This is a genomic window from Nocardioides pini (assembly GCF_026712185.1).
In the GTDB taxonomy this organism is placed as follows: Bacteria; Actinomycetota; Actinomycetes; order Propionibacteriales; family Nocardioidaceae; genus Nocardioides; species Nocardioides pini.
In genome coordinates, this window is sequence record NZ_JAPPUX010000002.1 from 458,127 (window position 1) to 470,420 (window position 12,294).

The following is a 12,294-nucleotide window of genomic DNA, read 5'->3' on the forward strand; positions in this document are numbered from 1 at the left end:
GGTCAGGCGGCTCAGGCGGCCGAGGCGACGACGTCGCCGGCCGGTCGGGCAGCGCCGATCGGGGTGCTCACGACCAGGCCCACGGCGGCCTCCTCGATCGACACGGCGTCGGCCACGTCACGCAGCACGTCGGAGAGCGGGAGGTCCATCGCCTGGCACAACGACGCCAGGAGCTCGGACGAGGCCTCCTTCTGCCCGCGCTCGATCTCGGAGATGTAGCCCAGGCTGACCCGAGCCTCCGCCGACAGCTCCCGCAGGGTCATTCCCCGCTGCATCCGCGCACCGCGCAGGACGTCACCGAGCAGTCGTCGGAAGAGGATCATGCGCGACTCCTTGGTCGAGGATGGATCGAGAGGTGGGGTCGTGTGGCCCAACGCTACCTGAGTGCTCATTCTTCCCGTCGGGAATCCGGCACCAGATCGGCCAGCAGGGCCAACGCCGCCTCGCACGCCGCCGCCCGGATCGCGGCGCGGCCCCCGCTCAGCGACAGCCGTCGTGCCTCGGCGCCACCGTGCGGGAGGGCGACCGCCACCCACACCGTCCCCACCGGCAGGCCGTCCTGCAGGTCCGGTCCGGCGACCCCGGTCGTCGCCACGCCCCAGGACGCCTCGAGGCGGTCGCGAACACCGCTCGCCATGGCAAGCGCGCACTCCTCGGAGACCACGCCGTGCTCCTGCACCACCGCGGGCGGCACGCCGAGCGCCGACCCCTTCACGCGGGTGGCGTACGACACCACGCCGCCGACGAAGCTGCGCGAAGCACCGGGCACGTCGGTGAGCCGGGCCGACAACAGGCCTCCCGTCAGCGACTCGGCCGTCGCGAGTGTCTCGCCGCGACCGGCCAGGAGCTCGAGGACGCGCGCCGCCACCGAGGCGTCCGGCTCGGCTGACCACATGTCGGCGACACTAGCCGCATGGCTCTCCCCATCGAGGACTACGCACTGATCGGCGACCGCGGCACCGCCGCCCTGGTCGGCAAGGACGGGTCGATCGACTGGTTGTGCCTGCCACGCTTCGACTCCCCCGCCTGCTTCGCCGCGCTGCTCGGCACGGAGGAGAACGGCCGCTGGCTGCTGGCCCCGGCCGACGAGGTGGTCGCGACGTCGCGGCAGTACCTCGACGGGACCGCCTGCCTCGAGACCACCTTCACCCTCGCCGACGGCGAGGTGGTGCTCCTGGACGTGATGCCGGTCGGGGACGACCGCGCGGACGTCGTACGCCGCCTGACCTGCACGCGGGGCACCGTGCGGATCCGGCACGACTGGGTGGTCCGCACCGACTACGGCCACGTGCGGCCGTGGGTGAGCCGGGAGCAGGCCCACGGCGACGAGGTCGTGGTGGCGGTGGCCGGCCCGGACAAGCTCGTGCTGCGCGGGCCGCACCTGCCCCACGGCCACCACGGCCACCACAGCGACGAGTTCGAGATGAGCGCCGGTGACGAGGCCACCTTCTCCACGACCTGGGTGCGTTCGTGGCGCGACATCCCCCGCCCGCTGGGTTTCGACGAGCGGATCGACGCCACGACCATGCGTCAGCGCGAGTGGTCCGCACGATGTCCCGACGACGTGCCGCACGCCGACCTGGTGCGCCGCAGCCTGCTCACGCTCCTGCTGATGACGCACGCCGAGACCGGCGGCATCGTCGCCGCGCCCACCACGTCGCTGCCGGAGGACTTCGGCGGCGAGCGCAACTGGGACTACCGCTTCTGCTGGTTGCGGGATGCGGCCCTGACCCTCGAGTCGCTGCTCAGCGCCGGCTACGCGCAGGAGGCGCTGCACTGGCGCAGCTGGCTGTTGCGGGCCGTGGCCGGCGACCCGGCCGACCTGCAGATCATGTACGCCGTCGACGGCGGCCGCCAGCTGCCCGAGCGAGAGGTGCCCCACCTGCCCGGCTACGCGGACAGCAGGCCGGTGCGGATCGGCAACGGCGCGGTGTGCCAGCGCCAGAACGACGTGCTGGGCGAGGTGATGATCGCGCTCGAGCTCGCCCGCGAGTCCGGTCTGGCGGACACGCCCAACTCCTGGGCCCTGCAGCGGGCCCTCGTCGACGAGCTCGCCGACCACTGGGACGAGCCGGACAACGGGCTGTGGGAGATCCGTGGACCCCAGCGGCACTTCACCCACTCGCGCGTGATGGTCTGGGTGGCCTTCGACCGCGCGGTGAAGGCCGTCGAGCGCCACGGGCTCGACGGGACGGTCGACCGCTGGCGCGAGCTCCGTGACCAGGTGCGCGAGGAGATCCTGGACAAGGGCTTCGACCACGAGCGGGGCACCTTCACGCAGCACTACGACACGACCGCCGTCGACGCCTCGCTGCTCACCATCCCGCTGGTCGGCTTCCTGCCGGGCGACGACCCGCGCGTGCTCGGGACGATCGACGCCGTGATCGCCGACCTCGACGTCGGCGGGCTGCTGCTGCGCTACCGCACCGAGACGGGCGTCGACGGGATCGCCGGCGACGAGCACCCGTTCCTGGCCTGCTCGTTCTGGCTGGTGTCCGCCCTCGCGACGGCCGGTCGCCGTGAGCAGGCCACCGAGCTGATGGACCGGCTGTGCGGCCTGGCCAACGACGTCGGCCTGCTGTCCGAGGAGTACGACGTCACGCACGAGCGGATGGCGGGCAACTTCCCGCAGGCGTTCAGCCACCTCGCGCTCGTGCAAGCGGCCCTAGCCCTGCGCTGAGCAGGACGAGGGCCCGGACTCCACGTGGAGTCCGGGCCGTCGAACTGTCTGCGCGTCAGCGGCGCTTGACGCGCACCTTCACGACCTGGCGGTCGCCCTCGACGCTCGAGGAGCCCGTGTAGGAGACCACGACACGCTTCGTGCCGGGCTTCGCGAATGCCGGCAACCTCACCTTGGCCCGGCCATCCTCGAGCCGGACGCTGCGCCAGGTGCCGTGCACCTTCACGCGCACCTTCCCGGTGGCCGCGCCGAGGTCGGAGTCCTCGACAGCGACCTTCAGCACAGCCTTCTTGCCCTGGACAGCCGTGGCCCGCAAGACACGGATGTCGGAGGCCGCACGCAGGACCGTCACGGTCACCGTCTGCTCCGCGAGCGCGGCAGTGCCGTCGAGGTAGCGGACGGTCAGCACGTGGTCGCCGATGGTCGCGAAGACCGGCAGCTTGACGTTGGCCACGCCGCCGGAGACGGGACCGGACGCCAGTACAGTGCCGCCCTCGCGCACCTCGACCGTCCCGGAGGCCGGCGCCGCCGACCCGCGGGTCACCGTGGCGTGCACAGTGGCCTCGGTGCGGTCCACGACGACGACCTGGGGAGTGACCTTCGCCGCGACCTCGACCGTCGCCGGCGGCTCAGGCTTCACCGGCACCTTGATGCCAACGACCTCGGGGTTGTGGTCGGAGCTGGCATACACCTCGGGTGTGTAGAGGTTCGTGCCGACGTAGTTGTAGCGGCTGTACTGGTAGAAGACCGACTCGTTGGCGTTGATCTCCCACAGGTCGACCCCGGTCACCATTGCCTTGGCTGCGGCGTTGGCGAACACGTGGTCGAGAGAGCCGGAGGTGCCGGAGAAGCTGTAGCTCTCCTCGGCGGGGTCGTCCGTGGACTCCAGCGACGTGAAGCCCGCAGCCTCGATCACCTGGACCGGGTCCTCCATCGAATAGGCGTTGAAGTCGCCCGTGAGGAAGACCTTGTCGGTGCCGCGTGCCGTCGCGAAGGTGCTCGCGAACTGAGTCAGGGCGGTGGCCTGCGCGACGCGGTCGGGGTTGGCGTTGCCCTGCCCGGTGCCGTCGTCGACGCCCGAGCCCTTGGACTTGAAGTGGTTGACGATGACGGCGAAGGCCTGGTCCGGGTTCGCACCCTTGGGCTTGAACACCTGGCCCAGCGGGTCGCGGGCGTTGTCGAACGCGCTCACGTCGTGGATCTCGCTCTCGCCGACAGGGCTGACCGTGCGCGGGTCGTAGATGAATCCGGTACGGATCACGTCCTCACTCGCCGGGACGACGGAGGGGGACGGCACGAACGCCCAGCGCTGGGTGCCCGCGTCCGCGTTGAGCGCCGCCACCAGGGCCGCGAGTGCCTCGTCGCGGCTGGCACCGTCGACCGACCTGGAGTTCTCGAGCTCCTCGAGGGACACGATGTCGGCGTCCATCGTGTTGATCGCGTTCACGATCTTGGCCTCCTGGCGCTCGAAGTTGACCTGGTTCCACGCACCGCGCGGCCCGTTGGGCGAGCTGCAGCTGCGGGTGGCGATCGGGTTGTCGTCACGATCGACGAACGCGGTGCAGCCGACGACGTCGCCCCCGAAGGTGGTGAAGTAGTTCAGGACGTTGAACGTGGCGAGCTCGAGGTCGCCTCCCACCTCTGCCGGCGCTGCGGGACGGTCCTGCTCGAAGGTGACCAGACCGGTCGGCTTGCCCACGACCTGGCGCTGCGGCTGCAGCTTCCACCCAAAGCGATAGTCGAGGACGACCGGCTGGTGGAACGTGACGCCGGCACCGACGCGGACCGTGTGGTCGGCCGTCAGCCAAGGCACCGGCTGGTCCTGCGCACCCGCGGTGTTGCTGGTGTTCCAGTAGGTGGCCGACGACCCGTCATCGAGGATCACCAGATGAGCGGCGTTGTAGGCCGTGCGGGCAGCGATCGCGGCCGTGTCCTGCGCGTCGATCACCTCGGTGGGCGTGACCAGCGGGATGATCGACGCTGCCGCGATCCCGATCTCGCCGAAGTAGCTCGACGAGGTGACACCGAAATCGTAGGAGTCGGTGACCGTCATCGGCGCGGTCGGCTGGAAAGCCTCGCCCTCGAACTCCTCGCGGGCCGCGTCGAGAGCAGCACCGGTGAGGCACTCGCCGCCCGGGAGCGCGCAGTCGGTGCCGGGCAGGACTGTGTTCGGCACGACGGCGGGCAGGGGCTGGGCGAGCTCGGTGACCTTGGTCGCGTCGATCTCCGTGAGAGTGCTGAACTCCTCCACCACGCCCTCGACCTCGACCGAGTCGCCCACCGCGATGGTGCTGGCGAAGTTCGGCTCGTAGACGAAGACGCCGTCCGAAGCACCGGGCGTCGTGTCCTCGCCACCGGTCTGGATGTAGAAGCCGTTGTACCCGCCGGTCGGGAACGCGGCGGTGACGACGCCCTCGGTGACGACCGCGTCACCGATGAGCGGGCTCTCCGCGCCCGTGCCCTGGACCTCGGCGATCGTCACCTCGACCGGGTCGTTGCCCCCGGTTGCGGGAGGCTGCGTCTGCCCGGCGGAGTTGGTCGGGCTCGGCACTCCCGCGGCGAAGTCGACGGAGTTGTCATTGGTGTCGTCGCCTTCGACCTTGCGCGCCACAGACGTCGAGTTGGTGGTGGCCGGCGCCGCTGTGCCCTCGCGGAGGGTAGCGCCGCCCCAGCCGACCAGGTCGATCGTGTTGCCCGCGGTCGGGGTGACGGTTTCGGTGCCGGTCACAAGGGCGACCGTCCCCGCGGTGCCACTCATCGCGAGCGTGCCGATGGCGTCCGGCGTCGGCAGGGCAGTCGTACCACCCGAGCCTGCCGCCTGCTGCACGAGGAAGTGGCTCTTCGCCGCGACCGTGCCGCTCAGGTTCGTGAAGCCGGTACCCGTGCCGCCCGACGAGCGGTACTGGACCGACAGGCCCGTGAGGCTGATCGGCGCGTCGGTCGGGTTGTACAGCTCGATGAAGTCGTTGGTCCAGGTAGCCCCGGAGTTGCCTCCGCCACCGTAGGCCTCGTTGACGACGAGGTGGTTCGCGAGGGCGGCCGACGCCGGGGATGACGACAGGACGGAGAGCCCTGCCGTGAGGAGGCCGAGGCTGATGCCGCCGGCTGCGCGTCGTACGAACGCGGAGGTCTGCATGGATTCTCCTGAGGAGTGCGAAGGAACGGAGAGGGGATCCGGTCGAGTCCGGATCCCCTCCCGTCGGGTGTCGTGCGGTCAGCGCGTCACGCGGACGCGCACGACCTTCTTGGTTGCGGCAGTGGTGTCGTCCCCGCTGTAGGAGATGACGACCTTGTTCTTGCCGAGCTTGGTCATCTTGATGCGGAAGGTGGCCTTGCCAGCCTTCAGCTTCTTCGTCACCTTCTTGCCCGCGACCTTGACCGTGACCTTGCCGGAGGGCGTGTTATCGGCCGACTTCAGCGTGAGGCGGAACACGGCACGCTCACCGCGCTCGACGCGCTTCGGTGCTCGCACCGCTGCTCGGGGGCTCGCCTTGGTGACCTCGACGGTCACCGTGGCCTCCGCGGCCTTGGTGGTCTCGTCACCGAAGTACTTCAGCGTCACGGCGGCTGCGCCGGCCTCCTCGAAGGGCTGCAGGGCGATGTCCGCCTTGCCGCCCGCGAGCTCCCCGGCGCCCACGACCTTGCCGCCGACCAGGGCGATGACCGCTCCGGTCGCCGTGCCAGACGGCTTCGTGACCGTCAGCGACACGGTGGCACCGTCCTTCTTGACCTGCACCGTGCTGGGCGTGACCGTTGCCGTCAACGTCGGCGTGGCCTTCTCGACGACCGGCGCGGGCTCCACGGTGACGCTCACCTGGCCGGACGCCGCCTTCGTCGCCTGGTCGCCGTAGTACTTGACCTCGATCAGCTTCTCGCCGGCCGTCGCGAACGGCCCGATCTTGAGCGCAGCCTTGCCGTCGACCAGCTCCGCCCCGCCGATCACCTCGCCGCCCAGCAGGGCCGCGACGAGTCCGGTGGCCTTGTGGCCCGGAGTCGCAACGGTGACGTCGAGGACCGAGGTGCCCGTCGGCGCCTTGACGGTCGAAGGCGTGGCGAGGGCGGTCACGGTCGCGTCGGACTTGATCGGCGCCCGGTCGGTCTGCACCGGGACTTCGAGGCTGGTGCCAGTGGTGTCGCCGACCAGAGTGATGACGTGGGCTCCCGGCGGCGTGCCGACCGGGATCTCGACGTCGCCCGTGATCTTGCCGTAGTCGTCGAACACCGCGGTGCCCAGCGTGTTGTCCACCGGGAGGCTCCCGATGTCGGTGCCGTCGACCTCGACCGTGACCGTCTTGTCCTGCGGGTCGCCGGCACCGGTGAAGGCCCACGAGCTCACGGAGAAACGGACGTGCTCACCCGGGTGGTAGACCGACGGGGCCTCCGGGGGGAAGCTCAGGCCGACGGCGTGCTGGGTGGTGTCTCCTTCGACCGGGGTCTTCGCGGCCATGTAGTCGACCATGGCCTGGAGGTCCACACGACCGGAGTCGCGCTTGTTGGTCGCGAGGTTGAAGGCGCGGAAGTTGTCTCCACCGGATGCGAGGAACGAGTTCGCGGTGACGGAGTAGACGGTCGCCGGAGCGATCGCCGTGCCGTTGAGCCACATGCCGGTGATCCGGCTCCCCTCGGCGCGCGTGGCGTCGTAGGTGAACTCGAAGCCTTCCGAGGTGCCGAGACGCAGGAACGGGCGAGAGGGAACGTTGCCGGAGCCGTCACGCTGCCACTGCTGCTCGAGCAGCGTCTTGATCTGGGCGCCGGTCATGTCCATCGTGACGAGGGTGTTGGCGAACGGCTGGACAACGGCCGCCTGCTTGTAGGTCAGCACGGCCGGGTAGCCGGCGGCGTTGTTGCCGAGCATGTCGGTGCGCAGGCCGCCGGGGTTCATGAAGGCGATCTGCGCGGTCCCCGAGGACTCGGGGCCGGTAGCCCAGCGCTGGACCTCAGCGACCAGGTTGCCGAGCGTCGACTCGCCGCCACGGTTCTCGTTGCCGTTGGACAGCTTCGCGCGGTTGAAGGGCATGGCCACTTGCCCCAGCTCGCGTGCACCAAGCACGTCGGCCTTGGTCACGGCGTCCTGGACCACAGCGGCAGCGGCGTCGCGCGCAGCAGTGGCGGCTGGTGCCGTGATGGAGACGGTGTTCGCCCGGACGATGTCCTTGCTCTTCAGGGCGACGCTGTCGGTGTCCGGGTCGACCGTGAAGACCAGCTTGTTGAGGTTCGTGCCGTACTGGCCGGCCGAGACGACCGGACGGCCGGCGGTGTCGGCGTTGGGGTCGGCGTGGTTGTAGGCCAGGTGGGTGTGCCCTGAGATGATCGCGCTGACGGTGGGGTCCACCCCGGCCACGATCTGGGCGAAGGCGGAACCGTCGCTCAACGCGGCGATGTTCTCCGAGCTCGCGCCCTCGTGGATCAGCATGACCACGATGTCGGCGCCGTCGGCCTTGAGGTCCGCGGCGCCCTGGTTGACCGTGTCGACGATGTCATCGACGTAGATGTCGGCAATGCCCGACGGGCTCACGAGCGCGGGGAGGTCCTCGGTCACCGCGCCCACGAAGCCGACGTTGACGCCGTTCATCGTCGTCATCCACGTGCCGCCATCGGAGACGTCCGACGGGTCCGGGGTGTTGGGAGTGACGTCCGGAAGCGCATAGGCGCTGTGATCACCCGCCTCCTTCACGTTGGCCGCGATGTACTGCCACTTCGCGCCACCCTCGGGGTTGGTGGTCGCATCGTAGGACTTCATCACCCGGTTGACGAGGTCGTCGTAGCCCGCGTCGAACTCGTGGTTGCCAGCTGCCGAGACGTCGAGGCCGGCGATGTTCAGGGCGTCGAGAGTCGGCTTGTCACGCTGGATGAAGGACTCGAACGTGGAGGCCCCGATCAGGTCGCCAGCCGCGGTGAACACAGTGCTGTTCGGGTAGTCCGACTCCAGCTGCTTGACCGCGCCTGCGAACTGGGCCGCGCCCGCCTCCTGAGCACCGTTGGAGGTGTTGGGGAGGAGACGACCGTGGAAGTCGTTGGTGGCGAGGATCTGGATGTCGACGGGAGCTGCCTGCGCGGGAACAGCCGTGGTGACCACGGCGAGCGGCGCAGCAAGAAGTCCCGTCACGGCGGTCGCCAGCGAGAACCGGCGCCCCAATCGTGATGCTGACAAAGGAGGACCTTTCGAGAGGGTGGGTGAGCCGGCTCACCCTAACCTCACACCTCCGACAGCGGGACCCCAGGAAAGTATGGATTTTGCGAATGCTCGGTAACGACTTGATGTCGGTCCGCTGCTGCCCGCACGTCACCGAGTCAGACGCGCTTTGCCCTTTGCCGCCGGACGTCGCGGAAGAACTCGTAGCCCGACCACATCGTCATCGCGACGGCAGCGGCGAGCGTCACCTGCGCGAGGTAGAACAGCGCCTCACCGAGCATCCCCGGCCAGAAGTCGAAGGCGCCACCGTGCGCGTCGCCGTGGGGAAGCGGCCAGATCAGGAGGCCCAGGGCCACGGCCTGCAGGACGGTCTTGATCTTGCCGCTCTGCGCGGCGGCGACGACGACGTCCTTGAGGATCGACAGCCGCAGGAGGGTCACGCTCCACTCGCGCAGGAGCACGATGATCGTGACCCACCACCAGATGTCGCCGACGATCGAGAGCCCGATGAAGGCCATGCCGGTGATCGCCTTGTCGGCGATGGGGTCGGCGATCTTGCCGAAGTCGGTGATCAGGTTGTGCTTGCGTGCGAGGTCGCCGTCGATCTTGTCGGTGATCATCGCGACGGCGAAGATCGCGAAGGCGACCCAGCGCCAGGTCGGGTCGTTGCCCCCGTCGTAGAGCAGCGCCCAGCCGAAGAACGGCACCATGACGATGCGCAGCGTGGTGAGCACGTTGGCGATGTTGAAGTTGGACACCGCCTGCTGCTCGGTGCCCGCGGGGTCGTTGGTCATGCCGGGGCTCCGTCCGTGCGTGCGATCAGGTCCACCCCGTCAGTTCCGAGGACGGTCGCCTCCACCAGGTCGCCGACCGTCGCGCGACCGGCACCGGTCAGCGTCGTCGTGCCGTCGACCTCCGGCCCCTGGTGGGCCGCGCGGCCCTCGACCACGTCGTCGTCGACGGACTCGACCAGCACGACCACACGTTCGCCGATGCGCTCCTCCGCGCGCTGCGCGTTGAGCTCCTCGACCAGGGTGCTGACGTGCTCGGTGCGGGCGCGGATCTCGTCGTCGTCGAGCTTGACGTCGTCGGCGAAGCCCGCGGCCTCGGTGCCGTCCTCATCGGAGTATCCGAAGACGCCGGTGACGTCCATGCGAGCCGCGACCAGGAAGTCGCACAGGGTCTGGAGGTCGTCCTCGGTCTCGCCGGGGAAGCCGACGATGACGTTGGACCGTACGCCGGCCAGCGGGGCGAGCGAACGGACCTGCTCGAGCAGGCCGAGGAAGCTGTCGGGGTCGCCGAACCGCCGCATCCGCCGCAGCACCGAGGCGCTGGCGTGCTGGAAGGACAGGTCGAAGTAGGGCACGACCCCGGGGGTCGAGGCGATCGCCTCGATCAGGCCCGGCCGGGTCTCGGCGGGCTGCAGGTAGGACACGCGCACCCGCTCGATGCCGTCGATGCCGCTGAGCTCGGGCAGCAGCGTCTCCAGCAGCCGGAGGTCCCCGAGGTCCTTGCCGTAGGACGTCGAGTTCTCGCTGACGAGGAAGAGCTCCTTGACGCCCTGCGTGGCCAGCCACTGGCCCTCCTGCAGGACGTCGCTGGGACGACGGCTCACGAACGAGCCGCGGAAGCTCGGGATGGCGCAGAACGAGCAGCGCCGGTCACAGCCGCTGGCCAGCTTGAGCGGAGCCATCGGGCCCGCGTCGAGGCGACGGCGTACGGCGCGCGGGCCCGTCGCGGGGGCACCGGCACCGATCTCCGTGACGTCCCCGCCGTCCGGCTGGTCCTGGTGCCCGGGCACCGAGATGGCGGAGGCGTCGCGCTCGACCGGCGAGATCGGCAGCAGGCGCCGGCGGTCGGAGGGCGTGTGCGGGTGGTGCGTCTCCCCCGCCACGATCGCGCGCAGCCGGGCGGCGATGTCGGGGTAGTCGTCGAAGCCGAGGACCGCGTCGGCCTCCGGCAGCGACTCGGCGAGGTCCTTGCCGTACCTCTCGGCCAGGCAGCCGACCGCGACGACGGCCTGGGCGCGGCCGCCGTGGCCGGCGGACGCCTTGAGGTCGGCGGCGTCGAGCAGCGTGTCGACCGAGTCCTTCTTGGCAGCCTCGACGAAGCCGCAGGTGTTGACCACGACGGTGTCGGCGTCCTCCGCGTCGTCGACCAGCACGAAGCCACCGGCCTCGAGCCGTCCGGCCAGCTCCTCGGAGTCGACCTCGTTGCGGGCGCAGCCGAGGGTCACGACAGCGACCTGGAGGGGGGCTGCGGTGGCGGCGGCAGGGGTCTCGGACTCGGTTGTGGTCATCGCACCCGTGAGTATGCCGGGTCGAGGCGCCTCGACCCGCACCGCCGGGGCGGTGAGGAGGCTCTCACGCGGGTCCCGGTCGTGCCGGCGGGCCGTACGCGTCGCGCACGGCCTGCCACACCTCGGAGCCCCGGTCGTGCCGGCCCAGGCCGCGGCTGACGAACGCCGCGCCGTAGCCGGCGGCCGGCTCGGTCCAGGCCGAGCAGCCGCCCGCCCCGCCCATGCCGATCTCGAGGCGCGAGTCCTCCTCCTCGCGCTGGAAGCCCAGGGTCCACACCACGTCGCGGTCCAGCACGAGGTCGTGACCCGAGGCCGCGGGCTCGAGGAAGGCACGCCACGTCTCCTGGCCGAGTCGCTGGGCGACGAGCCCGTCCGGGCGACGGACGTCGTCGTAGAAGCGGGCGAGGGCGACCGCGGAGGCGTGGAGCGCGACGGCGGGGAACGAGGTCCGCCGGAAGCGTGCGGAGTTGAGCACCGCGGGGTCGAGCAGCCCCGGAGGACGTCCCATGGCGGGTCCCCACCGCGGGTCGCGCTCGTAGTCGGCGCGCCACGTCGGGACGACCTCCTCGACGGTTGCCACCCGGTCGAGGTCGTGCTCCGGGACCCGCAGGTGGAGGTCCCAGCCGCCCGCCGAGGCGATCCGGGCGAAGCGTCCGGCGAGGTCCTCGCCGGTGGCGCGGCGCACCACCTCGTCGAGGAGGTGGCCGTAGGTCAGGGCATGCTCCGCGACGGCGGCCCCGGGCTCGTGCACGGGCGTGGCCGCCGCCAGCAGCTCGACCAGGGCGTCGCGGTCGTCGTACGCGACCGTGGCCGCCTCGTCACCGAAGGACGGCAGGCCCGCCCGGTGCGAGAGCAGGTGCCGTACTGTCGTGCCGGCCTTGCCCGCGGCCCCGTACTCCGGCCACACCGACGCGACCGCGTCGTCCAGCGCCACCGCACCCTCGGACACCGCGTCGAGCACCGCCAACGCCGCGAACGGCTTCGCGACCGAGTAGGTCAACACGAGGGTGTCGGACGTCCAGGCGCGACGGCCGTCGAGCGTCCCCGCCGCGTGGTCGACCTCGACGAGGCCGTCGCGCACGACCGCGACCGCGCAGCCGGGGTCGCGCCCGGATCCGACGAGCTCGTCGACCACCGCCGCCGGACCTGCCGTCACGGACGCCACCACGTCACCACGTCACT

8 protein-coding genes are annotated in these 12,294 nt (G+C 70.6%); 1 reads left to right on the plus strand and 7 read right to left on the minus strand.

From position 1 onward, the window contains the following. Positions 1–11: 11 nt before the first annotated feature. Together NYO98_RS08365 and NYO98_RS08370 are read right to left on the minus strand one after the other, a co-directional pair. Positions 12–323 (minus strand): helix-turn-helix domain-containing protein, encoded by a 312-nt coding sequence (locus NYO98_RS08365; protein WP_268111132.1) that lies wholly within the window; start codon positions 321–323, stop codon positions 12–14. A 65-nt stretch (positions 324–388) separates the two neighbouring features. Beyond that, positions 389–895 carry a nicotinamide-nucleotide amidohydrolase family protein gene (locus tag NYO98_RS08370; protein ID WP_268111133.1) on the minus strand — a complete coding sequence of 169 codons (507 nt, stop codon included), beginning with the start codon at positions 893–895 and terminating at the stop codon, positions 389–391. Between the two features lie 18 nt (positions 896–913). Between NYO98_RS08370 and NYO98_RS08375 the strand changes: the two genes are divergently transcribed. Next, on the plus strand, positions 914–2,680 hold the full coding sequence (locus tag NYO98_RS08375) for a glycoside hydrolase family 15 protein (RefSeq protein WP_268111134.1): 1,767 nt from the start codon (positions 914–916) through the stop codon (positions 2,678–2,680). 55 nt (positions 2,681–2,735) lie between these two features. Here NYO98_RS08375 and NYO98_RS08380 read toward each other — a convergent pair whose 3' ends face one another. From NYO98_RS08380 to NYO98_RS08400, 5 genes are all read right to left on the minus strand, one after another. Continuing rightward, positions 2,736–5,816 carry an ExeM/NucH family extracellular endonuclease gene (locus NYO98_RS08380; RefSeq protein ID WP_268111135.1) on the minus strand — a complete coding sequence of 1,027 codons (3,081 nt, stop codon included), beginning with the start codon at positions 5,814–5,816 and terminating at the stop codon, positions 2,736–2,738. Positions 5,817–5,894: 78 nt separating this feature from the next. After that, entirely contained in the window at positions 5,895–8,786 is a 2,892-nt protein-coding gene (locus NYO98_RS08385; RefSeq protein ID WP_268111136.1) for a bifunctional metallophosphatase/5'-nucleotidase, read from the minus strand. 185 nt (positions 8,787–8,971) lie between these two features. After that, the gene (gene pgsA, locus NYO98_RS08390; RefSeq protein ID WP_268111137.1) at positions 8,972–9,607 is read right to left on the minus strand and encodes a CDP-diacylglycerol--glycerol-3-phosphate 3-phosphatidyltransferase; all 636 of its coding nucleotides are present in this window, start codon (positions 9,605–9,607) and stop codon (positions 8,972–8,974) included. Then, on the minus strand, positions 9,604–11,112 hold the full coding sequence (rimO, locus tag NYO98_RS08395) for a 30S ribosomal protein S12 methylthiotransferase RimO (RefSeq protein ID WP_268111138.1): 1,509 nt from the start codon (positions 11,110–11,112) through the stop codon (positions 9,604–9,606). Before rimO ends, pgsA begins: the two co-directional genes overlap by 4 nt. A gap of 64 nt (positions 11,113–11,176) precedes the next feature. Next, a complete protein-coding gene (locus NYO98_RS08400) occupies positions 11,177–12,268 on the minus strand; it encodes a serine hydrolase domain-containing protein (protein WP_268111139.1) in 1,092 nt (363 codons plus the stop codon). Positions 12,269–12,294: the final 26 nt, after the last annotated feature.

Bases quoted from the DNA above. Each gene is read 5' to 3' on its own strand.
- NYO98_RS08375 (WP_268111134.1), top strand. From the start codon at position 914: ATGGCTCTCCCCATCGAGGACTACGCACTGATCGGCGACCGCGGCACC.
- NYO98_RS08380 (WP_268111135.1), bottom strand. From the start codon at position 5,816: ATGCAGACCTCCGCGTTCGTACGACGCGCAGCCGGCGGCATCAGCCTC.
- rimO (WP_268111138.1), bottom strand. From the start codon at position 11,112: ATGACCACAACCGAGTCCGAGACCCCTGCCGCCGCCACCGCAGCCCCC.
- NYO98_RS08365 (WP_268111132.1), bottom strand. From the start codon at position 323: ATGATCCTCTTCCGACGACTGCTCGGTGACGTCCTGCGCGGTGCGCGG.
- NYO98_RS08370 (WP_268111133.1), bottom strand. From the start codon at position 895: ATGTGGTCAGCCGAGCCGGACGCCTCGGTGGCGGCGCGCGTCCTCGAG.
- pgsA (WP_268111137.1), bottom strand. From the start codon at position 9,607: ATGACCAACGACCCCGCGGGCACCGAGCAGCAGGCGGTGTCCAACTTC.